Below are 25950 nucleotides of genomic sequence, written 5' to 3'. Positions count from 1 at the left end.
GCTTACCCGCCGAGTGTCTCGATCAGCGCCATTTCACGGCTCGACATCAGCTTCTCGATGTCCATCAGAATCAGCATCCGGCCGTCGACCGTCCCGAGGCCCGTCAGGTACTCGGTCGTCAGCGTCGCGCCGAATTCCGGCGCCGGCATGATCTGGTCGGTCTGCAGCGTCAGCACGTCCGACACGCCGTCGACCACCATCCCGACCACGCGGTTCGACACGTTCAGGATGATCACGACGGTCTGGTGGTCGTACTCGACGCGGCCGAGGTGGAACTTGATCCGCATGTCGACGATCGGCACGATGATCCCGCGCAGGTTGATCACGCCCTTGATGAACTCGGGCGCGTTCGCGATGCGCGTGACGCTGTCGTAGCCGCGGATTTCCTGCACTTTCAGGATGTCGATCCCGTATTCCTCGTCGCCGAGCGTGAACACGAGGAATTCCTGGCCCGTCGCATCGCCGTGCGCCGCGTCGCGGCGGCTCGTCGCGGCATTCGCCGCGGCCGGATTGATCATTTGGACTTCAGCAGACACGTTTGCCCCCAATCGGTTGAATGGCGAGAGTCAGAAGACGGCGAGCTCGGCGCCGGCTCGGGCGCCGTGCGTCGCACGGGTTTCGCGGTTCAGCGCCGCGACGTCGACGATCAGCGCGACGCTGCCGTCGCCGAGGATGGTCGCCGCCGAGATGCCATGCACCTTGCGGTAGTTGGTTTCGAGGTTCTTCACGACCACCTGCTGCTGGCCGACCAGCTCGTCGATCAGCATCGCGAAGCGGCGCCCCTCGGTTTCCATGATCGTGACGATCCCCTGCGTCGGGTCGGTGCGCGCGTCCTCGACCGAGAACACCTCGTGCAGCGCGACCAGCGGCAGGTATTCGCCGCGCACGCGCACCACGCGCTCGCCGTTGCCGACCGTGTAGATGTCGTCGTTCGACGGCTGCAGCGACTCCATCACGAAGTTCAGCGGCAGGATGAAGATCTCGCTGCCCACCTTGACCGACATCCCGTCGAGGATCGCGAGCGTGAGCGGCAGCACGATCCGCGTGGTCGTGCCGCGGCCGGCCTGCGACGAGATTTCGACATGACCGCCCATCGACTGGATGTTGCGCTTCACGACGTCCATCCCGACGCCGCGGCCCGACACGTCGGTCACCGTCTCGGCGGTCGAGAAGCCCGGCGCGAAGATCAGTTGCCAGACTTCGTCGTCGCTGATGTTCTCGGAGATCTGCATGCCCTGCTTCGCGGCCTTCGCGAGGATTCGCTCGCGGTTCAGGCCCGCGCCGTCGTCGCTCACCTCGATCACGATGTTGCCGCCGTGATGCGCGGCCGACAGCACGAGCTGGCCGACCGCGTCCTTGCCGGCGGCGACGCGCTTGTCGACGGTCTCGATGCCGTGGTCGAGACTGTTGCGCACCAGGTGCGTGAGCGGATCGATGATCCGTTCGATCAGGCTCTTGTCGAGCTCGGTCGCCTGGCCGAACGTGACCAGTTCGACCTGCTTGCCGAGCTTGCCGGCGAGGTCGCGCACGAGCCGCGGGAAGCGGCTGAACACGTAGTCCATCGGCATCATGCGGATCGACATCACCGCTTCCTGCAGGTCGCGCGCGTTGCGCTCGAGCTGTGCCATCCCGTTGAACAGGCGGTCGTGCAGCGCCGGATCGAATGCGGTCGCCGTCTCGGCCAGCATCGCCTGCGTGATCACCAGTTCGCCGACGAGGTTGATCAGCTGGTCGACCTTCTCGACGCCGACGCGGATCGAACTGCCTTCGGCGCCCGCCGCGGCGGCAGCGGCCGGGCGCGCGCGCTTGTCGTCGTGATGCGCGGCAGCCGGCGTCGCGTGTTCGGCTGGCTGGGATTGAGCGTGTTGTTGCGGCTGCGGCTGCTGGGCGGCGGCGCCCGGCTCGGCCGGCGCCGGTGCCGGAGCAGCCGGTTGCGGCGCGGCCGGCGGCGGCGCGAACACCTCGACGCGTGCCGGCTGCGCGGCGGCGGCCGGTTCGGCAGCCTCGGCGGCGGCGCCCTGCGCGGCGGCCGGCGCCGCCTGCGCGGCCGGCGCGGTGCCGTGCGCGACGCGGATCTGGCTTTCGTCGATCACGAAGCAGCACACCGCGACGATGTCGTCGGACGGCACGTCCGATTCGACCCACAGCGACAGGTCCGCGCCCGTTTCCTCGCGGCCGACGATCCGGCCGAGGTTACCGAGTTCCTCGGTGAGCAGTTCGCGATCCTTCGCGTCGACGCCCACGAGCGTGATCTTCAGGTGCGGGCCGCCGGCATCGGCGTCGGCCGCCGGATGCGCGGCCGCGACGGCCTGTTCGACCACATGGTCGGGTGCGCGATCGCCGGCAGCGGCGGGTTCGACGACGGCGGGCGCCACGGCGGCGACCGGTGCAACCGGCGCGGCCGGCGCAGGCTCGGCGGCCGCAGCAGGCGCGCCCGCGCCGCTTTCGGCCTTCAGCCGTTCGAGCTTCGCGCAGATCGTCGCGGCGGCGGCCGCGTCCGGTTCGGCACTCGCGCGGTAGTCGACGAGCTGGTCGGACAACACGTCCTTGGTTTCCAGGAACGCGTCGATCATTTCCTTGGTCAGCGTCAGCTCATGGTTGCGCGCGCGGTCGAGCAGCGATTCGAGGATGTGCGTCGTATCGGTCAGCGCGGAAAAGCCGAACGTCGCCGCACCGCCCTTGATCGAATGCGCGGCGCGGAAGATCGCCGCCAGATCCTCGGGATCGGGCGCATCGACGTCGAGGTTCAGCAGCAGCTGCTCCATCTGCGCGAGCAGCTCGTCGGCTTCGTCGAAAAAGGTCTGGTAGAACTGAGTGATGTCGAGAGTCATGCCCGGTCACCGGTTGAATTCGTCGCGTTCATGTCAGGAGGCAGCCGGCTCGGACAGCGTCGCGACCAGCTCGACGAGCACGCCCGGGTCGATCGGCTTTTCGATCCAGCCGGTCGCGCCCGCGTCGCGTGCGGCGTCCTTGAACGCATCGCTGCCCTCGGTCGTCAGCACGAGGATCGGCGTGTCCGCGTACGCGGTCAGCTTGCGCAGCGCGGCGATCACCTCGAGCCCGCTCTTGCGCGGCATGTTCTGGTCGGTCAGGACCAGGTCGTACGGCGCCGTCGCCGCCATGTCGAAGCCGGCTTCGCCGTCCGGCGCCACCGTCACGTCGTAGCCCGCCTGCGCAAGCGTGGCCTGCAGCAGCGCACGCATGGTCGCGGAGTCGTCGATGGCGAGAATGGTTCGGATCATGTCTGTCTCGGAAACGTCAGGGTTTCGGCGCCACGGCGACGGCGCTCGCCACGACCGGCCGCACCGCCGGCGTCGGGCCACCGAGCTGCTGCGCGAGCAGCTTCGAGCCGGCCGCGTCGGCGGACAGCGTCGTCGTCGTCGCGTCGTCGCGCATCAGCGCTTCTTCGGATTTGCGATTCAGCACGATCACGCTGATCCGGCGGTTTTCCGGATCGAGCGGATCGGCCTTGTTCAGGTTCTGCGTCGACGCGAGGCCGAGCACGCGCAGCACTTTCGCCTCGTCCATGCCGCCGGAGATCAGCTCGCGGCGCGACGCGTTCGCGCGGTCGGCCGACAGCTCCCAGTTGCTGTAGCCGCCCTCGCCGCCCGCGTACGGCACGGCGTCGGTATGACCCTGGACGATGATCCGGTTCGGCACGTCGTTCAGCGTCTTGCCGATCTCGCGCAGGATGTCGCGCATGTACGGCTCGACGTGGTCGCTCGACATCGCGAACATCGGCCGCTTCTGGGAATCGACGATCTCGATGCGCAGCCCCATCAGCGTCGAATCGATGCGGATCTGCTGCTTGAACTGGCGCAGCGTCGGGTTGGCCTCGATCGCGGCCATCAGCTTGATCTGCAGGTCATGCAGGCGCGTCTGCTCGAGCCGGTCCTGCGCGCCCTGCGCCTGCGACCGGGAATTGTCGTCGCCCGCCTTCGCGAGGCGCTCGGCGAGCGACGTCGTGCCGTCGGTGCGGCGCAGCGTGCCGGCGTCGACGCTCGACAGGTCGCGGCCGCCGCCGTTGATGATGCTGGACTCCTGCGAGCTGCGGTCGCCGCTGCCGAGGATCGCGGCCTTCAGCGGCATGTTGAAGTATTCGGCGATCCCCTTCAGCTGCACCGGCGTGACCGAGCTCAGCAGCCACATCAGCAGGAAGAACGCCATCATCGCGGTCATGAAGTCCGCGTACGCGAGCTTCCATGCGCCGCCGTGGTGGCCCTTCTTCGCCGGGGCCACCCGCTTGACGACGATCGCGCGATCCTTGCTCTTGCTCATCGGTCGCTCCGCGTCACTTCGCCTTCACGCGGCGAACATGTTCCTCGAGCTCGGAGAACGACGGACGCTCGGTCGAGAACAGCACCTTGCGGCCGAACTCGACCGCGATCGCCGGCGCATAGCCGTTCAGCGTCGCGAGGATCGTCACCTTGATGCACTGGAACATCTTGGTCGACTCGGCGACGCGCTGCTCCGCGAGGCTCGCGAGCGGCCCGATCAGTCCGTACGACAGCAGGATCCCGAGGAACGTGCCGACCAGCGCCTGCGCGATCATCGCGCCGAGCACCGCGGGCGGCTTGTCGGCCGAGGCCATCGTGTGCACGACGCCCATCACGGCCGCGACGATGCCGAACGCCGGCATCGCGTCGCCGACGCGCATCAGCGCATGCGCCGGGCCTTCGCCTTCGGTGTGGTGCGTCTCGATCTCCTCGTCCATCAGGCTCTCGATCTCGAACGCGTTCATGTTGCCGCCCACCATCAGGCGCAGGTAGTCGGTCAGGAATTCGACGATGTGGCGATCGGCGAGGATCTTCGGGTATTGCGTGAAGATCGGGCTTTTTTCGGGATCGTCGATGTCGGCCTCGAGCGTCAGCGTGCCTTCCTTGCGTGCCTTCGCGAGCAGCACGTAAAGCAGCGCCATCAGCTCCATATAGACGTCCTTCGTGTATTTCGAACCCTTGAAGAGCGTCGGCAGCACGCGCAGCGTGGCCTTGATGGTCTTGCCGCCGTTGCCGAGGATGAACGCGCCGACGCCGGCGCCCACGATCATCAGGATCTCGACGGGCTGGATCAAGGCGCCCAGATGCCCGCCTGCCAGCGCATAACCGCCGAAGACGGACAACAGCGTCACGAGTGTTCCCACGATAATCAGCACTGCCTGTCCCTCACGAAAGACCGGCGGGGAGACCGCCGTTAAACAGGTTTACGGCAGTCGGCAGGAAAACTTTCGCGGCCGCGCGGCGGCGGCCCGACGGTGTTTACCAGCAATGCGCGGACGATTCGCGCGGCCCGCGGGGCGCCACTCGGGCCCCGCTTGCGCCCCGTCCGGCCTTGCCCGGCCCGGCGCTCAGGCCACGGCGGCAGCCAGTTCGGCGCGCGCGGCGGCGGCCTTGCGGGTCTTGCCGGCGCGCGACGGCGGCTGGCAGAGGCCACACACGAAACCTTGATGCGGATCATGCGCATGCGCGACGAAGTGGCCGCCGCAGCGCGTGCACGGGGTCATCTGCAGCATCCCCGAATCGAAGAAGCGCACCAGCGTCCACGCCCGCGTGAGGCTCAGCGCGGCCTCGTCGCCGGACAGGTTCACGTGCTCCAGATAGAGCCGGTACGCCTTCACGATCGACTGGATCGGCTCGCAGCGGCCGTGGTCCTGCATGAACCGGTAGATGTTGTAGAACAGCGACGAGTGGATGTTCGGCTGCCACGTCATGAACCAGTCGGTCGAGAACGGCAGCATCCCCTTCGGCGGCGACACGCCCTTCAGTTCCTTGTACAGCTTGATCAGACGGTCCCGCGACAGGCTCGTCTCCGCCTCCAGCAGCTGCAGCCGGGCGCCCAGTTCGATCAGTTCGATGGCGAGGGTGATTTCCTTCACCTCGATCACGACGCTTTTGCTTGCCATGGTGATAACCGTCCGCTTGACGTTGTGCGAATGAATGGCCAACACGCTGCCGGCCGGCGCGGCGCGCCGGGACAAACGCAAGGCGGGATGGATCAGCGGACGCCTTCGACCTGCTGCCCGGCCATCAGGATGGCCGAGTGGGCGTGCGCGACGACATCGCTGCGGCCCTTGTCGGCGAGCGACGACAGCACCGCGTGATCATCGAAGCGGAAGCGGCACAGCATCTGGTTCGACGCGGCCAGCTTCACGGTCTGCGCGAGCGTGAGGTTGGCGAGCACGTCGGCGAGTTCCTGGGAAATGCCCATGCGGAACATGCCCATCGCCTTGTCTTCCCGCAGCAGTCGCTGCGCGAGGAGGAGGTACGACAGGTTGACCTCTTTGATCTCACTGAGCATTTCGCTGGTAGCGCTCATGATTCCCCCGTTAAAAAGCTTTGCTTTGGCCATTCATGTTATGAAAACGTTTGCTCGATCAGCGCGCACCGGGCGCTCAGTCGGCTCGTTTATAGTCTTACAGGGCGAATTTTGGCCAAACGGGATTTATGTCGGTATCAGCGAAGTGGCGTATGCCGTGCAGGATTTGTCTGTAAACCGTGTAGGAATTTTTCCGACAAGGCGAATTGAAAGGAAGCGGAAAAACGGGTTGCAACGCGAATTCGGTTGCGAAGGGCTCCGATGGCCGCCACGCAAGAGGTGGAAGGCTTGCCGGCAAGGCTGCCGACAATCGGATCGGTAAAAATTATAGTGCTTTTTCACGATAGCGCAACAATAGTTATGGCTGTCGCGATTCACGATTCCGCGCCTTTTTCTCCGGGTTTTCGCGTATTTCATCGTGTAACAAGCCTTAAGTGTTTGAAAAAACACTCGAACCCCTCAGGGCGATATCGATAATGGACTCCAATGGGCGGCGGCGCGAGCCGTGCCGGCCCGCCCCGCAGCTTGCCGTCCGGCGCTCCGCGCACCCCGCCCAGGGCCCGGCCACGTACCGCCAACCGCGTGCGTCGGCAAGTTCCGCAACCTTGTACGGGATCCGCCTCGGCGTCATCGCGCCCCGGATCGACACAGGAGAACATCCATGCGAATTGCCCAGATCGCGCCGCTTTACGAAGCCGTCCCGCCGAAACTCTACGGCGGCACCGAGCGTGTCGTGTCCTACCTCACCGAGGCGCTCGTCGAACTCGGCCATGACGTGACGCTGTTCGCCAGCGGCGACTCCGTCACGTCGGCCCGTCTCGAGGCGGCGTGGCCGCGCGCGCTGCGGCTCGACCCGTCGGTACGCGATTCGATGGCGCCCCATATGCGGCTCCTCGAGCAGGTCGCCCGGGTCGCGCACGAATTCGACGTGCTGCACTTCCACCTCGACTACCTGCCGTTCCCGCTGATGTCGCGCCTCGACACGCCGTACGTGACGACGCTGCACGGCCGCCTCGACCTGCCGGAGCTGCAGCCGGTGTTCGACGCGTTCCCGGATTCGCCGGTCGTGTCGATCTCGAACAACCAGCGCAAGCCGCTGCCACAGGCCGCGTGGGCCGGCACCGTGTACCACGGGCTGCCCGACACGCTGCTCACGCCGCAGCCGGACGTGAAGCCCGAATACCTCGCGTTCCTCGGCCGGATCTGTCCCGAAAAGCGTGTCGACACCGCGATCCGCATCGCCGCGCAAAGCGGGCTGCCGCTGAAGATCGCGGCGAAGGTCGACAAGGCCGACGCCGACTACTTCAAGGAAGTGATCGAGCCGCTGCTCGGCCAGGCGCACGTCGAATTCATCGGCGAGATCAACGAAGCGCAAAAGCCGGCGTTCCTGTCCGGCGCGAAGGCGCTGCTGTTCCCGATCGACTGGCCGGAGCCGTTCGGCCTGGTGATGATCGAGGCGATGGCCTGCGGCACGCCGGTCGTCGCGTTCAACCGCGGCTCCGTGCCTGAAGTGATCGAGGACGGCGTGACCGGTTTCATCGTCGAGGACGTGCAGGGCGCGGTCGGCGCGCTGCACCGGATCGACAGCCTGTCGCGCACCGCGATCCGCGAGCGTTTCGACACGCGTTTCAGCTCGAAGGCAATGGCGCAGCGTTACGTCGAGACTTACGAATCGCTGTGCGCGGCAACCAAGCAACCGGCATTGCGCCGGGTCGCGGGCGCCTGACGCGAAAATCCGCGCGGAAATAGGCCGTAAATCCGCGCCGAAATCGGCGCGCAAAACCCGCAAAGCAAAAGAGCCGCATCGTCGATGCGGCTCTTTTGCTTTGGCCTTCGGTCACTCGATCAGGAAACGATCGCGGTTTTTGCCGACGATCCAATTCGGCGGCTTGCCGCGCCCACTCCAGGTGGCACCCGACTTCGGATCGCGGTATTTCGGCGGCAACGGCGCCTTCTTCGGCGGACGCCCGCGCCGCGCCCGTTCCGCGAAGCCCAGGTCCTGGGCCGTCAGGCCATATTCGGCAATCATTCGCTGGACATCGGCGATCACCGCTGCCACTTCCTGGCGGCGGACGTCGTCCGCCTGGGCCTGCAGATCGGCGATCTGCGCCTTGAGTTTCGCGTATTGAGACATTTTTCGACTCCCCTTTTCGATGATGCGGCCCCGGCGAATCCGGCCGGGACACCAACGTCCGTTACGTCATCCGCACTGCCGCCCTGCCCTTCGAAATTAATGCTGCCATCTTTAACCGAATCGTCTATATCGAGAATGCGGACTTATTCTAATAAAAGGCATTCGTCAGCCATTCAAATTTAACAATCGTTTACCCTCCCGGACCCGATTCATTTCCTATAATCCAGACCAATTCCGGACGACCAAATAAATCCGTTGCGTCGGCCGGGTCTTCAACCCACTTGGACGAGGTCCTTACATGAATCTTTCTCAGCGTCTCGCTGCAGAGGTATTCGGCACGTTCTGGCTGGTGCTCGGCGGGTGCGGAAGCGCCGTGCTGGCCGCCGCCTTTCCGGGCCTCGGCATCGGCTTTGCCGGCGTCGCACTCGCCTTCGGCCTGACCGTGCTGACGATGGCATTCGCAATCGGCCACATCTCGGGTTGCCACCTGAATCCGGCGGTGAGCGTCGGCCTGACGGTCGCCGGCCGCTTCCCGGCACGCGATCTCGCGCCGTACATCGTCGCGCAGGTCGTCGGCGCCACGCTCGGCGCCTTCGTGCTGTACCTGATCGCAACCGGCAAGCCGGGTTTCGACGTCGTCGGCAGCGGCTTTGCGACGAACGGCTTCGGCGATCGCTCGCCCGGCCACTACTCGCTCACCGCGTCGTTCATCTGCGAAGTCGTGATGACGGGCTTCTTCCTGTTCGTGATCCTCGGCGCGACCGACAAGCGCGGCGTGCCGGCCGGCTTCGCGCCGATCGCGATCGGGCTGTGCCTGACGCTGATTCACCTGATCTCGATTCCGGTCACCAACACGTCGGTGAACCCGGCGCGCTCGACCGGCCCGGCGCTGTTCGTGGGCGGCGACGCGATCGGCCAGCTGTGGCTGTTCTGGGTCGCGCCGCTGATCGGCGCGGTACTCGCGGGGATCATCTACCCGCTGGTCGCCGGGCGTGATGACGCCGTCGACCTGCTGCCGGCATCCGCTCGCACAAGCGAATAAAACACTACGGGGTCAAGCGAGCAGAGCAGCGAGCCTCACGCTGTCGAAGAACATCGAGGCAGGCAATTTCGACGGGCGCCCCTGGCGCCCGTTTTTCATTTCCGCGCGGGGCACGCGCCCGGGGCGGACGCTCAGGACGCGACGACGTCGTCTTCCAGCGAGAACAGCGTGCGCAGATGGCGGGCGACGCCCGCGTCGAAGTTGTTGCCGATCCGCGGGACGTGCGGCAGCCGCGCGATCAGGTCGGGGTTCGCGTTGTTCATCATGAACGCATGACCGGCGGTTTCGAGCAGATCGATGTCGTTCATGTTGTCGCCGAACGCGATGCAGTGGCCGGCATCGACGCCGAGCCGCGCGAGCACCGCGCGCAGCGCGCGCCCCTTCGACACGTTCGCGGTCATCACTTCGAGGCAGTCGGGCAGCGAGTACGTGACGTACAGCGCGTCGCCGAACTGCACGCGCATCTGCTCCGCGACGACCGCCAGGTCGGCCGGTTCGCCGATATACAGCACCTTCGCGATATCGGCGCCATCGTGCGCGGCCATGTCGATCACGTCGTACCGAAAGCCCGAATCCTGATGGAATTCGAGCAGGTGCGGCGCGTCGCGGTCGATCAGCCAGCCGTCGTTGGTGAACAGGTTGACGATCACGCGGCCGTGCGCGCCGACGACTGCCGGCTGCACGAGGCTGCGCACGATCGCTGCGTCGATGTCCTGCGCGTGGATCTTCGTGTCGTCCGGCGCATGCACGCGCGCGCCGTTCGACGTGATCAGGTACGGCCGGATGCCGAGCACGTCGCGAATGCCGGCGACGTCCGCATAGTGGCGCCCCGTGGCGATCACGAACTGCACGCCGTCGCGGTCGAGCCGGCGAACGGTGTCGATCGTGTACGGGTCGAGCTGGTGGTCGCTGTTCAGCAGCGTACCGTCGAGATCGGTGGCGATGACTTTGTACATGGGGCGGGAGCGTGGCGCTCGGGGCACGGAGGAAGCGTCATTTTAACGTCGGGCCCGCCAGCGCGCCGGGCGGTTGCCGGGCGGTTGCCGGCCAGGCGCCGCGCGCGATGCTGCTGCGACGCGGCATTCACCGTACGCACCCCGCTCGGCTTGGCTTAGCCCGCCTCCGCCGCCCGCAACGCCTGGAGCGCGAGCCGCAGCGCACCATGCGCCGAATCGTCGAGCGGCGCGCGCAACCGCGCGGCGTGCCGTGCCGGCACGGCCGGCGCGAGCGCGTCCGCCAGCCCGCCGCACAGCGCGACCGGCAACGCGTGCTGCGGATCGAGCGCGTCGATCATCTTGCCGATCTCGTCGCCGGCCTGCGCGATCAGCCCGCGCGCGACCGGATGGGTGCGGTGCGCGAACACGATCGGCGCGAGACGCGCATAGACCGTCTGGTTCGCGTCGCACGACCACTGGACGAGCGCATCGCGATCCTGCGCGCCCGTTTCCGCGAGCAGGGCCGTGGCGAACGCATCGCGCGGCACGCGGCCGTCGAGCGCCTGTTGCGCGTAGGCGAGCGCGCGCACGCCGAGCCACGCGCCGCTCGCCTCGTCGCCGGACGGAAAGCCGAAGCCGCCCGCGATCCGGCACGCGCCGGCCGCGTCGAGCGCCGCCGCGATGCTGCCGGTGCCGAGCGCGACGATGAGCCCCGGCGCGCCGCCATGCGCGCCGACGACGGTCGTATACGCGTCGCTCTCGATCGCGAGCGCGCCGAGCGGCGCCTGCGCGCGGAACGCGGCGAGCCACGCCGCGTTGTTGACGCCGGCGAGCCCGCAGCCGAGCGCGCACTGCGACCAGTCGAATGCGAGACCGGCCTGCGTGAATGCGTCCGCGCACGCCGCGCCGATCGATGCCCATGCCCGCTCGATGCCGAGACCGAGCCCCGACGGGCCGCCGCGCCCCTGCGCCAGCTCGCGCCCATGCCGGTCGGCCAGCACCGCACGCGTGCCCGTGCCGCCGCCGTCGATGCCGATCGCAAAAAGTAATGCCGCCATGCCTTCATCCCGCTGATTCGAACAGGCGCCAAGCTTAACCGGATCGGCGCCGCGCGCCCATCTGCCGTTCGGCCGGCTATCCCGCCAAAAGGGCTTCCGCTATGCTGGCGCGATCGAATCGATACTGAAAACGAGGCAGACGATGTCGCAGCGGTGCAACTGGGTGAAGACGGAAGCGGACGCTCACTATCACGATACCGAGTGGGGCGTGCCGTCGCACGACGATCGCCACCTGTTCGAAATGCTGATCCTGGAAGGCGCGCAGGCCGGGCTGTCGTGGTCGACGATCCTGAACAAGCGCGCGGGCTATCGCGAAGCGTTCGCCGATTTCGACGTCGATGCCGTCGCGCGCTTCACGCCCAAGCGCATCGAGAAACTGCTGGAGAACCCGGGCATCGTGCGCAATCGCGCGAAGGTCGAATCGGCGGTCACCAACGCGCGCGCGGTGCAGCGCATCCGCGAGGAGCATGGGTCGCTCGCCGCGTTCCTGTGGTCGTTCGTCGGTGACACGCCAGTCCAGAATGCGTGGCAGTCGTACCGCGACGCGCCCGCGTCGACCGAGCAGTCCGACGCGCTCAGCAAGGCGCTGAAGGCATACGGCTGCAAGTTCGTCGGCTCGACGATCTGCTATGCGCTGATGCAGGCGACCGGCATGGTCAACGATCACGAAGCCGGCTGCCCGTGCCACGCGCAATGCGCGGCGCTCGGCGGCAAACAGCCGGCCCGCCGGCGCAAGGCGGGCTGACGGCGCGGAGGCAAGTTCGGCGCCGGTGCCGCGCCGCCGACCTGCGACGATAGCACCGTCCGCTTGGTGCTTGGTACTCGGTACTCGGTACTCGGTACTCGGTACTCGGTACTCGGTGCTTGCCGCCCGGCCCTTACCGCGCGGCGCGCGACGACGACGCCGGCACGACCGGCCGCGCGCTCCGCGCAGCCCGCCCGCGTGCGCTGCGCTTCTTCACCCAGATGCAGACGCCCGTTACGCTCAGCATCGCGATCACGATGCCGAGCACGCTCACGGCGACACGTCCGGCGACACCGGCGATCCGCCCCGAGTGCAATGGAAACTGCGCCTGCATGAACAGGTCGCCGGCCGAACCGCGGCCCGGCACCTGCGCCGCGACGGGTTTGCCCGTCACCGCATTCCAGTACAGCCACGCATTGCCGAGCCCGACGTCGCCATGGTCGTTGCCCGGCGTGAAGAACCCGACCGCATAGGCGTTCATCGCCGGGGCGAACAGCAGCGCACCCGGCGGCGCGGTGATCCCCGCATCGCGGCCGGCCGAGCGGGCGATCTCGACGATCCGCTCGCGCGGGAGCACCTGGCTGCCCGCCGGGGCCGGCGGGAAATGCTCGGGATTGGTGTACGGCGTCTCCGCGAGCGGCGACACGAGCGAGACCAACGGGCGCACGACCGGAACGGCAAGGTTCATCGAGATCGACGTGACCGCGACGACGAGCAGCAGCCCCCACACCCACACGCCCCCGAGCGGTGCAGGTCGAACACGAGCGGATAGCCGCCGCGCCGCACACGGAACGCGAACGACTTGCGCCAGCTTTTCAGGTTCGGAAACGCGAGCACCAGCGCGATCAGGCTGTCGATCGCCCACACGATGCCGACGACGCCCATCACCCAGAACCCGAAGTTGATCCCGCCGTACACGGGCAGGAACAGCGAATAGTGCAGCCGGTAGATGAACGGCATCAGGTCGAGCCGCGCGAGCGACAGCGCGCCCCATTCGCGGCGACCCTGCACCGCACCGGTGGCGGGATCGACGGCGATCTGGCTGAAACCGAGTGCATACGGCTGGCCGGTCGCCGGATCGGTACGCGGCATCACGCCCGCCTGCAGCGTGTGCCCCGGTTCGACCGCGAGCGGCAGATAGGTCACCTGCACGCGCGGATCGGCCGCCTCGATGCGCGCCGCGAGTTCGAGCGGCGCCAGCGGCGCCGCGCCGCTGCGCGCGATATAGAAATCCGGGTTCAGCGCCGCGTCGAGCTCGTGGTCCCACGCAATCAATGCGCCGGTGAGCCCCGCGACGAACAGGAACAGCGCGATGGCGAGTCCGAACCAACGGTGCAGGCGGACGAGAGACGGTCGCAGGAACGCATTCATCGCGTGCGCAGCGAAAGGAAGGCGGGCCGGCACGAGCGGCGGCCCCGATTCGACGGGAGGTAGTTCATTCGATGTCGGGCGCCGCGCAACGGTCACCCGGCCGGGTCAGGCAAGGCCGGATGCCCTTGTACGCGGCATGGAATTGTTGCGCGGTGGGCGGGTTTTGATACGATGCGCGACATTTTAACGCAATGCGAATGATTCTTACTCGCATTTTTGCTCGCTCGCCATGACCGTCAGCCTTACCCGCCCTCCTGTCCGTCCACGCCGCGTGGCCGCCGCCCTCGCCTGCCTTGCCGCCTCGCTCGCGCATGCGGATGATTCGTCCGGCGACGCCGCGGTCCTGCCTGCCCTGAACATCACGGCCGCACACGATTCACCCCAACACTTGACCGACACGATCTCGACCGGTGCACTCGGCACCCGCCGCCAGCTGGACACGCCGTTCTCGACGACGATCGTCACGTCGGAAGAACTCGAGGCACGCCAACCGTACAAGCTCGGCGACGTGTTCGCGAACGACGCATCGGTGTCCGACAACAGCGGCGCGTACAGCGCGTGGGCCAGCTACATGACCGTGCGCGGCATGCAGCTCGACTGGCAGAACGGCTACAAGATCGACGGGCTGCCGTTCGTCACGTACGGCATCACGATGCCGTACGAGCAGCTCGAGCGCGTCGAACTGCTGAAGGGGCTCGGCGGCTTCCTGTATGGCTTCGTGACGCCAGGCGGCGTCGTCAACTACGTGACGAAGCAGCCGGGCGCCGAGCCGGTGCGCAGCGTCGACATCGGCTACCGCAGCACCAACGTATGGACCGAGCATGTCGATCTCGGCCAGCGCTTCGGGCCGAACGACATGTTCGGCGCGCGGCTGAATGCGACACACGAGGAAGGCAAGACGTACAACGACGGCAACATCCGCCGGGACAGCGTGTCGCTCGCGCTGCAGGCGAACCTGACGCGCGACCTCTCCGTGTCGTTCGGTGCGCTGTACCAGGATCGCCGCACGACCGGCCAGACGCCGTCGATCTTCACCGGCAGCTATCCGGGCGGCGCACTGCCCGCCACGATCAGCGGCGGGTCGACGAACCTGGGCGGCAAGGACCAGTACCTGAACACGAACCTGCAGCTCTATACGGCCGGGCTGCAATACCAGCTCGCGCCGGACTGGCAGCTCGACGTCGCGTACAGCTACAGCAAGGCGACACGCCGACGCAACGAAAGCACCCTGTACCTGCAGGACGCCGCAGGCAACTACACCGACAGCCGCTACGTCGGCATGGAGGATCACCGCTTCAGCCAATGGCGCGCGATGGTCGAGGGCAAGGTGCGCACCGGCCCGTTCAGCCATCAGATCGTGCTCGGCGCGTCGTGGCAGAAGCAGGCGAACGACTATTCGGCGAACAGCGTGTTCGTGCCGCTGGGCGCCGGCAACCTCTATGCGCCGAATCCGTACCGCTACGAGAGTCCGCACGGCTTCATCCAGTACCGCACGAGCGAGATCGTGCAGAAATCGCTGTTCGCAAGCGACACCGTGCAGTTGACCGAGCGCTGGTCGGTGCTGGCCGGCGTGCGCTACATGAACTACGAGCAGCGCGCATTCCAGGCAAGCGGCGCCGAGGACCCCGGTTACCGCCAGAACGGCGTGGTGACGCCGACTTTCGCGGTGATGTTCAAGCTCGCGCCGACGACCACCGCGTACGCGAGCTACGCCGAGTCGCTCGAGCCCGGCAGCCGCGTGAACGACGTCTACGCGAACGCGGGACAGGTGCTCAAGCCGCTGCGCAGCAAGCAGTACGAGCTGGGGATCAAGAGCGAGCACGCGCGCTGGAGTGCGACGGCCGCGCTGTTCCGCATCGAGCGCAGCGCCGAATATGCGAACGCCGCGAACGTCTACGTGCAGGACGGCGAATCGATCATTCAGGGGATCGAGGTCGGCGCGCGCGCGAAATTCGGCGCGCACTGGAACGCGGGCGTCGATGCGATGCTGCTCGACGCGTGGTACGCGAACGGGATCGGCAACAACGGCAACCGTGTCGCCGGCGCGCCGCGCTTCGTACTCGCGGGCGACCTCGGCTATGCGGTGCCGGGCGTGCCGGGGCTGACGCTCGGCGTCGACGCGAAATTCACCGGCGCGACGCCGCTGCGCGCGGCCGGCGGCCTCGACGCGCCGGGCTTTCTCGTCGTCAACGCCGGCGCGCGCTACCTGACGCGGGTCGGCCGCCACGACGTGACGCTGCGCGCATCGATCGACAACGTGCTGAACCGCCGTTACTGGGAATACCAGTACGCGGACTACGTGAAGCCGGGCGATCCGCGCACGGTGAGCCTGAGCGCGAAGATCGACTTCTGAACGCGGCGGCAGGCGGCTGCATACCGCAGGCGGCCGGCCGGCGCCGCCGCGCGGCCCGTCGGCCGCCGCAGCCTCGGGATTTTCCCGGCCTGCAAAAAGCAAAACGGCGGAGCGGCCTCTTTCGAGGCACACTCCGCCGTTTCGCGGCGAACCGTCAGACGCTCTTAGTGGAGCTTCTTCGGCAGCATCTGGCTGCGCAGGCGCTTGTGCAGGCGCTTGACGGCTGCTGCCTTCTTGCGCTTGCGGACTGCGGTCGGCTTTTCGTAAGACTGGCGCTCACGCAGTTCAGCGATCAGGCCATTTTTTTCGATAGCGCGACGAAAGCGGCGAATCGCCACTTCGAACGGCTCGTTTTCTTTCAGAAGAATCGTCGTCATGTCGTTCCTAAATTGCTTAAACGGTCAAAAACGTAGCGGCCAAGCGCCACGCACCGGCCATCCGAGCGTTCCCACAACAGGCGAAACGAGCGGAAATACGGCCTCGGAGGCCGGAAAAGAGAGGCGGAAAGCACCGCGAGTACGCTTCACAACCGCGTGCAGCGCCGCGTTTGACTGCCAGCAGACATGCCGAAACCGGCAAAGGCGTGACAGAAAATCTCAATTCAGCCCGCCATGATAGCAGGGAATCACAGACAAAACCACCCTTTTGTCGGTCGTGTGTGCACAGCGTCACGACTGCGTGCCGAAACCGCATCGGGCCGGTTTCTGCCCCCGTTTAATCCGGCACCGTGCCGGGCCGGTCCGAAATGACAAAGAAGGATAAAAAATCGGGCCGAATCTCCACGTGCCCCTCAAGTTTTGTTTTGGTGCGCCGAAATCCTGCTCTGAGGCGGCCAGCAATGAACGAGTGCTTCCGCCGACGCCAAAACGGCTTTCCAGGGCTTTCGGCTTACACAGGAGATTTTTCCATGCTCGGAATTAACAGCAACATCAACTCGCTGGTTGCACAGCAGAACCTCAACGGCTCGCAAAACGCCCTGTCCCAGGCCATCACGCGCCTGTCGTCGGGCAAGCGCATCAACAGCGCAGCGGACGACGCAGCCGGCCTCGCGATCTCGACCCGGATGCAGACCCAGATCAACGGTCTGAACCAGGGCGTGTCGAACGCCAACGACGGCGTGTCGATGATCCAGACGGCATCGAGCGCACTGTCGTCGCTGACGAACAGCCTGCAGCGTATCCGCCAGCTGGCCGTCCAGGCGTCGACGGGCACGATGTCCTCAACGGACCAGGCGGCACTGCAGCAGGAAGTTTCGCAGCAGATCCAGGAAGTGAACCGTATCGCGTCGCAAACGACGTACAACGGCACGAACATCCTGAACGGCAACGCCGGCATCGTGTCGTTCCAGGTTGGCGCGAACGTCGGCCAGACGATTTCGCTGGACCTGAGCCAGAGCATGTCGGCGGCGAAGATCGGCGGCGGCGTCGTGCAGAGCGGCCAGACGGTCGGCACGATCACCGGCCTGAGCCTCGATTCCACCGGCGCATACACGTCGTCGGGTGCGGCGATCACGGCCATCAACGTGACGTCGGACGGCAAGGGCGGCTTCACGTTTACCGACCAGAACGGCTCGGCCATCTCGGCTGCCGCGGTATCGGCAGTCTTCACGACGTCGACCGCCACCGCTTCGAACGGCGCGACCGTCACGCAGATTGCGATCAGCGCGGGCGCAACCAGCACCAGCATGTCGTCGGCGTCGCTCACTGCGATCTCGAACGCCGTTGCGCAAATCAACGCCGTCAACAAGCCGGCTACCGTGTCTAACCTCGACATCAGCACCGTCAGCGGCGCGAACGTCGCGATGGTGTCGATCGACAACGCGCTGCAGACGGTGAACAACGTGCAGGCGGCACTCGGCGCGGCGCAAAACCGCTTCACGGCAATCGCCACGGCGCAGCAGGCAGAATCGACCGACCTGTCGTCGGCACAGTCGCAGATCACCGACGCGAACTTCGCGCAGGAAACCGCGAACATGTCGAAGAACCAGGTGCTGCAACAAGCTGGCATCTCGGTGCTCGCACAGGCAAACTCGCTGCCGCAGCAGGTCCTGAAGCTCCTGCAGTAATCGCGTAGCAACCCACGGCCGGGCCCCGCGTAACGCGCGGCCCGGCCGCAGTCACTTGGCGCGCGGGGCATTGCCCCACCGCCAGGTCTTCACCCAGAATTCCACGGATCATCCGCCGCACGGAGCACTACGATGTCGACGATCAATTCCGCCGTCACAGCCGCCAACAATTCGGCCAACAGCCAGCTGCAGCAGGCTGCCCAATCGATCATCAGCGGTTCGACCGGCAACTCGTCGATGGACGTCAACTCGCTCGTGACGGCACTCGTCAATGCGAAAACCGCCGGTCAGGCCGCCGCGCTCAACGCGCAGCAAAGCAGCGACAACACCCAGATTTCCGCGTACGGCGCGCTGTCGGCCGCGCTGAGCGCACTGCAGGCCAGCCTCACGACGCTGTCGAACGGCTCGCTGCAGAACACCTTCACCGCGACCGCGAGCGGCACCGGCCTCACCGCGACCGCGGGTGCCGGCGCAGTGGCCGGCAGCTATTCGGTCGGCGTCACGCAGATCGCGACGTCGCAGTCGCTGTCGTCGGCCGCGTTCGGCGCGTCGACCGCGCTCGGCACCGGCACGATGACGTTGTCGCTCGGCAGCCAGTCGTTTACCGTCGACGTCAACAGCACCAACAACACACTGTCCGGCATCGCCGCCGCGATCAACACCGCGACCGGGAACCCGGGCATCGTCGCGTCGGTCGTCAACGGCAGCGACGGCGCGCACCTCGTGCTCAGCTCGACGCCGACCGGCGCGGCGAGCACGATCGGCGTCGCGCTCAGCAACGTCGCCGGCGACAACGGCCTGTCCAGCCTCGGCGTCACGTCGACGGCCAGCACGACGGGCGGCCAGTCGACGATCACGTCCGCGAATAGCGGCGCAGCGTGGAAACAAAGCACCGCCGCGCAGGACGCCGCGTTCACGATCAACGGAATCGCCGGCACCAGCGCGAGCAACACCGTGACGAGCGCGATCACCGGCGTCACGCTGAACCTGACCAGCGCCGCCGTCAGCGCCACGCAGCCGCAAACGTTGACGGTCGCGACCGACACGAAATCCCAGGCCGCCGCGATCAACAATTTCGCGACGCTCTACAACACGCTCGTCACGACGATGGGCTCGCTGTCGAGCTTCACGTCCGGCGCGTCATCGCAAGGCCCGCTGCTCGGCGACTCGACGTTGAACACGATCAAGAACGCACTCGCGTCGATTGTCGCGAGCGGCGTGACCAGCAACGGCTCGACGGTCAACCTCGCGTCGATCGGCGTCACGCTGCAGGCCGACGGCACGCTGAAGGTCGACAGCACGGCGCTCAACGGCGCGCTGCAGAACAATCCGACGGGTGTCGCATCGCTGTTCAACTCGACCAACGGGATCGGCGAGCAGTTGACGACGAACATCACGAACTACACGAAGACGAACGGGCTGATCGCCGCGCGCACGACCGCGCTCAGCAACGATCTGAAAAACGTCGCCCAGCAGCAGACGACGCTGTCGAACTACGCAGCCCAGCTCACGAGCCAGTATCAGGCGCAGTTCACCGCGCTCAACACGCTGATGGCGACGATGAACAGCAACTCGCAATACCTGACCCAGCTGTTCGGCGGCGCGAACAGCGGCGGCGCGCTGGCGAACAACAAGAGCTGACCGCTAGCCGGACAGGAGAGCCCAGATGGAACAGACCGAACTGATTGCGCAGATCGACGCGTTCACCGACGCGATCGAACACGCGGCCGCGATGGCCGACTGGGCCGAGGCCGTGCGCCTCGTCGATGCGCGCGGATCGCTCGTCGCGCTGCTCTCCACCGACCAGCCGCCCGTCGGCATCGCCGCGATCCGCCGCATGCAGGCCAGCAACGACCGGATCTTCGCCGACGCGCAACGCGCGCAGCAGGAGCTGACCGACGAATACCAGGCGGCAATGAACCGCGTGCAGGCCGTCGGCCAGTACCAGAGCATCGCGAACCGTTAAGACGCACCACGCGGCGTGCTCGACACGCATGCGCGGCCAACCCGACAACAAGAACTACGCGCTGATGTGAGGGCGTGCTCGTTCGCCTCCGCGCCCGCCTCGTGCGGGCGTTTTTTTTGGGGCGCCGTCAGCCGCACCGTCCCGGCCTCGGCTGACCGTTCAATCGGCCAAACTGACCGGGCTTTTCCCGTCACCTCGCGGCATCGGCGCGACGGCACGCTACCCATAATGGTATCGACCGACTTTCCGCAGATTTCATCATGTTCTCGACCGAACTGCCCGTCTCCGCCGCGTTCACGCCCGAACAGCAGCTTGCGCAGGACATTGCGCTCGTCATGGACAACGCGCTCGAATGCCAGCGCAGCGGCGCTTTCGACGACGCGCAAGCGCTGTACGAGGCGATCCTCGACGCGGTGCCCGCCCACGCGGACGCACACTACAACCTCGCGGTGCTGATGGTCGATACGGGCCGTCCGGCCGACGCGGTGCCACATTTCGAAGCCGCGATCGGCGCGAATCCGGCCAACGGCTACTACTGGGTCAGCTACATTCACGCGCTCCATCGCAGCGGCCAGACGCCGGCCGCATGGATCGCGGTCGAAATCGCGCAACAACGCGGCGTGCATGGTCCGGCGCTCGACGGCCTGATCGCACAGATGGCGGCACCCGATCTGGTGCTTGCAACCGCGGCCGCGGTCGACACAGCGAGTCGCATCGACGCGGCCATCGTCGCGGAAATCACCGCCGGTCGAGCAGGGCAAAACGAGAGCGGCCGGCCGATCAACCGCGCCAGCCAGAACCATTTGCAAAAGCACGCGGCGCTTTTCAGCAAGGGCAAGCATGCGGAGGCCGTCGCCTATGCTCGGCGACTCGTCGCCGAATTCCCGGACGACGGCGCATGCTGGCGTGCACTGTCCGCGTCACTGCACAGAGACGGCCGCTTTACGGAGATGATCGATGCAGGCATGCGCACGGTCGATCTGCTGCCGGAAGAAGTGCTCGTGCGCATTCTCCTCGTTGATACGCTGCGCCTGATGCAGCGTTTCTCGGAGGCGGACGAACAGTGTCGCCGTCTGTTCGAAGTTCATCCGGAGCATCCGGAAGGGCTGCGCATCCACGGCCTTGTGCTTTTCGCGCTGCGTCGCACGGACGAAGCGATCGCCACCTGCCGGCGTGCGGTCGAACTGGCGCCCAACAGTGCTGCATCAAACAGCACACTCGGCTTCGTCCTGCTCGAACAGGGTGCGACACAGGAAGCGCTAGGTTGGCTGCGGCGCGCACTCGAAATCGATCCGACCGATAGCGTGACGCACAGCAGCATGTTGTTCTGCCTCGTACATGGCAGTGACGTCTCTCCGCAAATGCTGTTCGACGAACACCGCAAATTCGGTCGGCTCCACGAGAATCACAAACGCAAACGCCCTCCAGTTTTCTCGAATTCGCGCAACCCGACGCGCCAGTTGCAGATCGGCTTCGTGTCAGGCGACCTGTTCAACCATGCGGTCGCTTCTTACGCGCTGCCCGTGATCGAGCATCTTGCGACGGATGCGAGCATCGCGATGCACTTTTATCACAACCACGTCGACGAAGACCATATATCCCAACGCTTCAAGGCTTGCACGAAGAACTGGCGCAATATCGCCGGCATGAGCGACCGAGCGTTCCTCGAGCGCGTCCGCAACGACCGAATCGACATCTTGATCGATCTGTCAGGCCATACCGGCCGCAACCGCCTCGTCGCACTGGCTCAGCGCGCTGCCCCTGTCCAAGCGTCGTGGATCGGCTATCCGGTCACGACAGGGATTGCCGCGATCGACTATTACCTGACGGATCGATTCGTCGCACCGCATGGCCAATTCGAGGACCATTTCATCGAGCAGATCGTGCGGCTACCGGCGAGTGCGCCATTTATGCCGCCGCCGCACTGCCCACCGGTCAACGTGCTTCCTGCACTGCGAAACGGCTACACGACCTACGGCAGTTTCAACCGGCTGAACAAGTTGAGCCGGCACGTAATTTCGGTCTGGGCGAATGTACTGCATGCGAATCCGACCGCTCGCATGGCGCTCGGCGCGATCGGTAATGACGGCGATCAGCATACGCTGACCGAGTGGTTTGCCGCCGCTGGCATCGATGTCGAACGGCTGTCGTTTCACCGCCGTTCGAACATCCCTGTGTACATGCAGCAGCACCATGGTGTCGATCTTTGTCTCGACACATTCCCGTACACGGGTTCAACCACTACGCTGAACGCACTGTGGATGGGCGTCCCGACCGTGACCTTCCCCGGCACGACGTTGGCCGGTCGCGGTAGTGCGACCTGGCTGCAGCACGTTGGTCTCGATAATTACATCGCGACGAACGAAGACGATTTCGTCGCAAAGGCGCTCGCGCTCGGCCGTGACACCGCCTCGATGCAGGCGTTGCGCACCGGCCTGCGCGCACGCTGTGCGGAATCCGCCGCGTTCCGGCCGGCCGTCGTTGCAGCCGGACTGTCGTCGGCGCTGCGCACCATGTGGACGCGCTGGTGTGCAGGAGAACCTGCTACTGCATTCGACACGCCGTTGTTCAACGACACAGGCACCGCACAGCCCTGAACGTCACGCCAATCGAGAGACACCATCATGACCGCAAGCCTGCCCGCAGCATCCGTCGCTCAATTGCCGCACGAACGCATTTACGTCACGCAACCGCATCTACCTCCACTCGAAGAATTTCTGCCCTACCTCGAGAAGATCTGGGAAAGCCGGACGCTGACCAACGGAGGCCCGTTCCACCAACAGTTCGAGCGCGCGCTGTGCGAGTATCTCGACGTCCCGTACCTGTCGCTATTCGCGAACGGCACGCTCGCGCTTGTCACCGCGCTGCAGGCGCTGCGCATCACCGGCGAAGTGATCACGACGCCTTACTCGTTCGTCGCGACGGCGCATTCGCTCCTGTGGAATGGCATCAAGCCGGTATTCGTCGATGTCGATCCGCGCACGCTCAATCTCGACCCGTCAAAAATCGAGGCGGCGATCACGCCTCAGACGACGGCAATCATGCCGGTGCATTGCTACGGACATCCGTGCGACGTCGACGCGATTCAGAAGATAGCCGACAACTACAACCTCCGCGTGATCTATGATGCCGCGCACGCCTTTGGTGTGCGAACCGGCGGCGGCAGTGTGCTCAAACATGGCGACCTGTCGATTCTCAGCTTCCATGCAACCAAGGTTTTCAACACGTTCGAAGGCGGCGCCATCATTTGCCCCGATGCGAAAACGAAACAGCGCATCGACCACCTGAAGAACTTTGGATTCGTCGACGAGGTCACGGTCGTCGCATCCGGCATTAATGGAAAGATGAGCGAGGTGAATGCGGCGTTCGGACTGCTGCAGCTTCAGCACATCGACGACGCGCTGTCCCGCCGTCGGGAAATCGACGCCCGCTACCGGGAGCTGCTGCGTGACATACCGGGCATCCGCTGCCTCCCGGACGCCGGCGAGATCGCTGCAAACTATGCCTACTTCCCGATCCTCGTCGAACCGGAATATTCGCTAAGCCGGGACGCGCTGTACACGCAATTCCGCAATCGCGATATCTATGTGCGCCGCTATTTCCACCCGCTGATCTCGGACTTTCCGATGTACCGCGGCCTGCCATCCGCCAGCCGTGCGAATCTGCCGGTCGCTGCCGAAGCGTCGATGAAGGTGCTGTGCTTGCCGATCTATCCAGCATTGACGGAATACGACCTGCGGCGCATCGTCGGTGTGATCGCGGAGCACTGATCGTGCGTCTGGCGATCATGCAGCCGTATCTGTTCCCGTACCTCGGCTATTTTCAGCTCGCGGCTGCGGTTGATCGCTTCGTGTTTTACGACGACGTTGCCTACATCAAGAACGGATGGATCAACCGGAATCGCATTCTGCTCGGCGGAGAGGCGCACTACCTCACGCTTCCGTTGAATGGCGCCAGCTCGTCGCGTCGCATTCTGGACGTACGCATCCAACCGCGGGATCGGTGGATGTCCAAGGTACTCGCGATGCTGCATCATGCCTATTCGCGTGCGCCGCAATATGCGCTCGCGATCCAGCTCGTCGAACGGGTACTGTCGACCGATACCGATGCGATCGGGAGAGTGGCATCGAACAGCGTCACGGAGACATGCGCCTATCTCGGCATCGAAACCCAATTCATCGCCACGTCGACCGGATACGACAACGATACGCTGCGTGGCCAGTCACGCGTGATCGACATCTGCTGCCAGGAGAAGGCTCGGCGCTACGTCAACGCACCCGGCGGTCGAGCCTTGTATGACAGCGCCGCATTTCTCGATGCCGGCATCGACCTCGAGTTCATCGCCCCCGAAACCAGTCCGTATGCACAATTCGGCATGCCATTTGTGCCAAACCTGTCGATTATCGATGTGCTTATGTTCAACCGCGTCGACACGATCCGCTCGATGCTCGCAATCAACACGGTGACCGCATGAGCGAGGACGCGATCGGGGGTTACCTGGCGCTGGAATGGCCGGATGGCAGACATGAGTGGCATCGCGACGCGATGCGTTTTCAATCCGCACGCGCCGGCTTGCTCGCACTGTTGCGTGCCCGCATGCCGTCGGCCGTATGGGCGCCGTGGTATCTATGCGACAGCATGATCGAACCGTTGCGGGCGGCCCGCATACCAGTTCGGCGTTACGCGCTTAATCGCGACCTTGGCTGTCCAACTATCACGCTCAGCGACGACGAGTGGCTCCTGTACGTGAATTATTTCGGCGTATGCGAGCGCCATGTCGATGACACACTCTCCCGGCATCCGCGGGAGCGAGTCGTGATCGACAACGCACACGCATTCTTCTCAGAACCGCGCGACTGCCTGGCAACCATCTATTCACCCCGCAAGTTTGTGGGTGTGCCCGACGGCGGCTACCTCGTCTCGCGGGTACACGTGCCCGTCCCCGAAGTTTCCGACGACCGCTCGCTAGCACGCTGCCGCCACCTGTTGGCGAGATTGGCCACGGGCGCGGAAGCCGGCTATGCCGACTTCGCCTCGGCCGAAGCAAGTCTTCAGCAGCAAGAGCCGCAGCGCATGTCGACACTGACACAACGATTGCTCGCAGGCATCGACTACGACACCGTGCGTGCGAGGCGGATCGCCAATTTCAATTACCTGAATGAAAATCTCGGCTCACGCAACCGCCTGCCGCTCGTAAGCGTGCCCGATTGCGCACCGCTTTGCTATCCATTCGTCGGCGCGCCGCGCGGATTGCGCGACCAATGGCGCCGGCAACGTATCTACAGCGCGACGTACTGGCCCGACCTGCCGCCCGACCCCGACATGCCGGACTTCGAGCGCAATCTGCCGCACGATACGCTATTCGTCCCATGCGACCAGCGCCTGTCACCTGAACAATTGAAGCCGCTCGTCAATCAGATTCTGGAGCAGTGCCGTCGATGAAAACCGTCATCACCTTGCGCGAGCTCGACCGTGCCGACCTGCCTGTACTAAATGCCTGGCGTGCCAATCGGACTCTCGTCGACATGCTCGGCAGTCCGTTCCGCTACGTGAATGCCGAAGTCGACGACAAATGGTTCGATGTCTATCTGTCGAATCGTCACCGAAATGTACGTCTCGCCATCTGTGGCTCGGAAACGCAACAGATAGTCGGCGTTGTTTACCTGCTCGATATCGACTGGATAAGTCGCAGCGCCGAATTCGCGATTCAAATCGGCGATTCCGCCGCGCGCGGCATCGGCATTGGGACCGAAGCGACCCGCCTTGCGCTCGACCATGCGTTCGACGACCTCAACCTGCATCGATTGCATCTGACCGTGCTGGCCTCCAATGCGCACGCGATCGCCCTCTATGAAAAGGTCGGCTTCCGAGCCGAAGGCCTGCAGCGGCAAGCCGCCTTCAAATCCGGGCGTCATGTCGACGTTGTGCCGATGGCGCTCCTGGCACACGAGCGGCCCGCGCGAAGCTGA

At 65.4% G+C, this 25950-nt stretch carries 23 protein-coding genes and 1 pseudogene; 12 read left to right on the top strand and 12 right to left on the bottom strand.

Features of this window, described 5'->3' with window-relative positions:
* Window positions 1–2: 2 nt before the first annotated feature.
* The 7 genes from cheW to flhD form a co-directional block, all read right to left on the bottom strand.
* Window positions 3–518: a chemotaxis protein CheW gene (cheW, locus tag SY91_RS03370; protein ID WP_012327702.1), complete on the bottom strand. Its 516-nt coding sequence runs from the start codon at window positions 516–518 to the stop codon at window positions 3–5.
* Window positions 519–566: 48 nt separating this feature from the next.
* Window positions 567–2831, bottom strand: a complete 2265-nt coding sequence (gene cheA / locus SY91_RS03365) for a chemotaxis protein CheA (RefSeq protein ID WP_185921069.1) — start codon at window positions 2829–2831, stop codon at window positions 567–569.
* Between the two features lie 33 nt (window positions 2832–2864).
* A complete protein-coding gene (locus SY91_RS03360; protein WP_006477352.1) occupies window positions 2865–3242 on the bottom strand; it encodes a response regulator in 378 nt (125 codons plus the stop codon).
* Window positions 3243–3258: 16 nt separating this feature from the next.
* Window positions 3259–4278: a flagellar motor protein MotB gene (gene motB / locus SY91_RS03355; RefSeq protein ID WP_011546714.1), complete on the bottom strand. Its 1020-nt coding sequence runs from the start codon at window positions 4276–4278 to the stop codon at window positions 3259–3261.
* A 13-nt stretch (window positions 4279–4291) separates the two neighbouring features.
* Window positions 4292–5152, bottom strand: coding sequence for a flagellar motor stator protein MotA (gene motA, locus SY91_RS03350; RefSeq protein ID WP_006477350.1), 861 nt, complete (start codon window positions 5150–5152; stop codon window positions 4292–4294).
* Window positions 5153–5344: 192 nt separating this feature from the next.
* Window positions 5345–5899, bottom strand: coding sequence for a flagellar transcriptional regulator FlhC (gene flhC, locus SY91_RS03345; protein ID WP_006493184.1), 555 nt, complete (start codon window positions 5897–5899; stop codon window positions 5345–5347).
* Window positions 5900–5991: 92 nt separating this feature from the next.
* Window positions 5992–6312, bottom strand: a complete 321-nt coding sequence (gene flhD / locus SY91_RS03340) for a flagellar transcriptional regulator FlhD (protein WP_260632414.1) — start codon at window positions 6310–6312, stop codon at window positions 5992–5994.
* 661 nt (window positions 6313–6973) lie between these two features.
* Here flhD and SY91_RS03335 point away from each other — a divergent pair.
* Window positions 6974–8038: a glycosyltransferase family 4 protein gene (locus tag SY91_RS03335; RefSeq protein WP_011546717.1), complete on the top strand. Its 1065-nt coding sequence runs from the start codon at window positions 6974–6976 to the stop codon at window positions 8036–8038.
* 111 nt (window positions 8039–8149) lie between these two features.
* Here SY91_RS03335 and SY91_RS03330 read toward each other — a convergent pair whose 3' ends face one another.
* Window positions 8150–8446: an H-NS histone family protein gene (locus SY91_RS03330; RefSeq protein ID WP_006489320.1), complete on the bottom strand. Its 297-nt coding sequence runs from the start codon at window positions 8444–8446 to the stop codon at window positions 8150–8152.
* Window positions 8447–8744: 298 nt separating this feature from the next.
* Between SY91_RS03330 and aqpZ the strand changes: the two genes are divergently transcribed.
* Window positions 8745–9488, top strand: a complete 744-nt coding sequence (aqpZ, locus tag SY91_RS03325) for an aquaporin Z (protein WP_006477345.1) — start codon at window positions 8745–8747, stop codon at window positions 9486–9488.
* A 131-nt stretch (window positions 9489–9619) separates the two neighbouring features.
* Here aqpZ and SY91_RS03320 read toward each other — a convergent pair whose 3' ends face one another.
* A complete protein-coding gene (locus tag SY91_RS03320; RefSeq protein WP_011546718.1) occupies window positions 9620–10444 on the bottom strand; it encodes a Cof-type HAD-IIB family hydrolase in 825 nt (274 codons plus the stop codon).
* A 155-nt stretch (window positions 10445–10599) separates the two neighbouring features.
* Window positions 10600–11481 (bottom strand): BadF/BadG/BcrA/BcrD ATPase family protein, encoded by an 882-nt coding sequence (locus SY91_RS03315; protein ID WP_185921067.1) that lies wholly within the window; start codon window positions 11479–11481, stop codon window positions 10600–10602.
* Window positions 11482–11623: 142 nt separating this feature from the next.
* Here SY91_RS03315 and SY91_RS03310 point away from each other — a divergent pair, with 142 nt between their 5' ends.
* A complete protein-coding gene (locus tag SY91_RS03310; protein ID WP_006477342.1) occupies window positions 11624–12226 on the top strand; it encodes a DNA-3-methyladenine glycosylase I in 603 nt (200 codons plus the stop codon).
* A 133-nt stretch (window positions 12227–12359) separates the two neighbouring features.
* Here SY91_RS03310 and SY91_RS03305 read toward each other — a convergent pair.
* A pseudogene (locus SY91_RS03305) lies at window positions 12360–13597 on the bottom strand (PepSY-associated TM helix domain-containing protein).
* 229 nt (window positions 13598–13826) lie between these two features.
* On the opposite strand from SY91_RS03305, the gene SY91_RS03300 reads away from it, so the two are divergent.
* Window positions 13827–15950, top strand: coding sequence for a TonB-dependent siderophore receptor (locus SY91_RS03300; protein ID WP_185921066.1), 2124 nt, complete (start codon window positions 13827–13829; stop codon window positions 15948–15950).
* A gap of 164 nt (window positions 15951–16114) precedes the next feature.
* Here SY91_RS03300 and rpsU read toward each other — a convergent pair whose 3' ends face one another.
* Window positions 16115–16327 carry a 30S ribosomal protein S21 gene (gene rpsU, locus SY91_RS03295; protein ID WP_006401410.1) on the bottom strand — a complete coding sequence of 71 codons (213 nt, stop codon included), beginning with the start codon at window positions 16325–16327 and terminating at the stop codon, window positions 16115–16117.
* 530 nt (window positions 16328–16857) lie between these two features.
* Between rpsU and SY91_RS03290 the strand changes: the two genes are divergently transcribed.
* From SY91_RS03290 to SY91_RS03255, 8 genes are all read left to right on the top strand, one after another.
* Window positions 16858–18015 (top strand): flagellin, encoded by a 1158-nt coding sequence (locus tag SY91_RS03290; protein WP_006496250.1) that lies wholly within the window; start codon window positions 16858–16860, stop codon window positions 18013–18015.
* A gap of 132 nt (window positions 18016–18147) precedes the next feature.
* Complete coding sequence (fliD, locus tag SY91_RS03285; RefSeq protein WP_124476724.1) at window positions 18148–19656, top strand: flagellar filament capping protein FliD; 1509 nt, start codon at window positions 18148–18150, stop codon at window positions 19654–19656.
* A gap of 25 nt (window positions 19657–19681) precedes the next feature.
* Window positions 19682–19981, top strand: coding sequence for a flagellar protein FliT (locus SY91_RS03280; RefSeq protein WP_124476725.1), 300 nt, complete (start codon window positions 19682–19684; stop codon window positions 19979–19981).
* Between the two features lie 260 nt (window positions 19982–20241).
* Window positions 20242–22578 (top strand): tetratricopeptide repeat protein, encoded by a 2337-nt coding sequence (locus SY91_RS03275; protein ID WP_185921065.1) that lies wholly within the window; start codon window positions 20242–20244, stop codon window positions 22576–22578.
* 27 nt (window positions 22579–22605) lie between these two features.
* Entirely contained in the window at window positions 22606–23751 is a 1146-nt protein-coding gene (gene vioA, locus SY91_RS03270) for a dTDP-4-amino-4,6-dideoxy-D-glucose aminotransferase VioA (RefSeq protein WP_185921064.1), read from the top strand.
* A 2-nt stretch (window positions 23752–23753) separates the two neighbouring features.
* On the top strand, window positions 23754–24455 hold the full coding sequence (locus SY91_RS03265; RefSeq protein ID WP_185921063.1) for a WbqC family protein: 702 nt from the start codon (window positions 23754–23756) through the stop codon (window positions 24453–24455).
* Window positions 24452–25423 carry a hypothetical protein gene (locus SY91_RS03260; RefSeq protein ID WP_185921062.1) on the top strand — a complete coding sequence of 324 codons (972 nt, stop codon included), beginning with the start codon at window positions 24452–24454 and terminating at the stop codon, window positions 25421–25423. Before SY91_RS03265 ends, SY91_RS03260 begins: the two co-directional genes overlap by 4 nt.
* Window positions 25420–25950 (top strand): GNAT family N-acetyltransferase, encoded by a 531-nt coding sequence (locus tag SY91_RS03255; RefSeq protein ID WP_124678275.1) that lies wholly within the window; start codon window positions 25420–25422, stop codon window positions 25948–25950. Before SY91_RS03260 ends, SY91_RS03255 begins: the two co-directional genes overlap by 4 nt.

The sequence above is a fragment of the Burkholderia cenocepacia genome, assembly GCF_014211915.1.
In the GTDB taxonomy this organism is placed as follows: domain Bacteria; phylum Pseudomonadota; class Gammaproteobacteria; order Burkholderiales; family Burkholderiaceae; genus Burkholderia; species Burkholderia orbicola.
The sequence above is the reverse complement of the archived record's forward strand: the minus strand, read 5'-3'. Positions and strand labels throughout refer to the sequence as shown.

Excerpts from the sequence above, each read along its gene's own strand:
- cheW (WP_012327702.1), bottom strand. The coding sequence starts at position 518 with ATGATCAATCCGGCCGCGGCGAATGCCGCGACGAGCCGCCGCGACGCG.
- cheA (WP_185921069.1), bottom strand. The coding sequence starts at position 2,831 with ATGACTCTCGACATCACTCAGTTCTACCAGACCTTTTTCGACGAAGCC.
- SY91_RS03360 (WP_006477352.1), bottom strand. The coding sequence starts at position 3,242 with ATGATCCGAACCATTCTCGCCATCGACGACTCCGCGACCATGCGTGCG.
- motB (WP_011546714.1), bottom strand. The coding sequence starts at position 4,278 with ATGAGCAAGAGCAAGGATCGCGCGATCGTCGTCAAGCGGGTGGCCCCG.
- flhC (WP_006493184.1), bottom strand. The coding sequence starts at position 5,899 with ATGGCAAGCAAAAGCGTCGTGATCGAGGTGAAGGAAATCACCCTCGCC.
- flhD (WP_260632414.1), bottom strand. The coding sequence starts at position 6,312 with ATGAGCGCTACCAGCGAAATGCTCAGTGAGATCAAAGAGGTCAACCTG.
- SY91_RS03335 (WP_011546717.1), top strand. The coding sequence starts at position 6,974 with ATGCGAATTGCCCAGATCGCGCCGCTTTACGAAGCCGTCCCGCCGAAA.
- SY91_RS03330 (WP_006489320.1), bottom strand. The coding sequence starts at position 8,446 with ATGTCTCAATACGCGAAACTCAAGGCGCAGATCGCCGATCTGCAGGCC.
- aqpZ (WP_006477345.1), top strand. The coding sequence starts at position 8,745 with ATGAATCTTTCTCAGCGTCTCGCTGCAGAGGTATTCGGCACGTTCTGG.
- SY91_RS03320 (WP_011546718.1), bottom strand. The coding sequence starts at position 10,444 with ATGTACAAAGTCATCGCCACCGATCTCGACGGTACGCTGCTGAACAGC.
- SY91_RS03315 (WP_185921067.1), bottom strand. The coding sequence starts at position 11,481 with ATGGCGGCATTACTTTTTGCGATCGGCATCGACGGCGGCGGCACGGGC.
- SY91_RS03310 (WP_006477342.1), top strand. The coding sequence starts at position 11,624 with ATGTCGCAGCGGTGCAACTGGGTGAAGACGGAAGCGGACGCTCACTAT.
- SY91_RS03300 (WP_185921066.1), top strand. The coding sequence starts at position 13,827 with ATGACCGTCAGCCTTACCCGCCCTCCTGTCCGTCCACGCCGCGTGGCC.
- rpsU (WP_006401410.1), bottom strand. The coding sequence starts at position 16,327 with ATGACGACGATTCTTCTGAAAGAAAACGAGCCGTTCGAAGTGGCGATT.
- SY91_RS03290 (WP_006496250.1), top strand. The coding sequence starts at position 16,858 with ATGCTCGGAATTAACAGCAACATCAACTCGCTGGTTGCACAGCAGAAC.
- fliD (WP_124476724.1), top strand. The coding sequence starts at position 18,148 with ATGTCGACGATCAATTCCGCCGTCACAGCCGCCAACAATTCGGCCAAC.
- SY91_RS03280 (WP_124476725.1), top strand. The coding sequence starts at position 19,682 with ATGGAACAGACCGAACTGATTGCGCAGATCGACGCGTTCACCGACGCG.
- SY91_RS03275 (WP_185921065.1), top strand. The coding sequence starts at position 20,242 with ATGTTCTCGACCGAACTGCCCGTCTCCGCCGCGTTCACGCCCGAACAG.
- vioA (WP_185921064.1), top strand. The coding sequence starts at position 22,606 with ATGACCGCAAGCCTGCCCGCAGCATCCGTCGCTCAATTGCCGCACGAA.
- SY91_RS03260 (WP_185921062.1), top strand. The coding sequence starts at position 24,452 with ATGAGCGAGGACGCGATCGGGGGTTACCTGGCGCTGGAATGGCCGGAT.
- SY91_RS03255 (WP_124678275.1), top strand. The coding sequence starts at position 25,420 with ATGAAAACCGTCATCACCTTGCGCGAGCTCGACCGTGCCGACCTGCCT.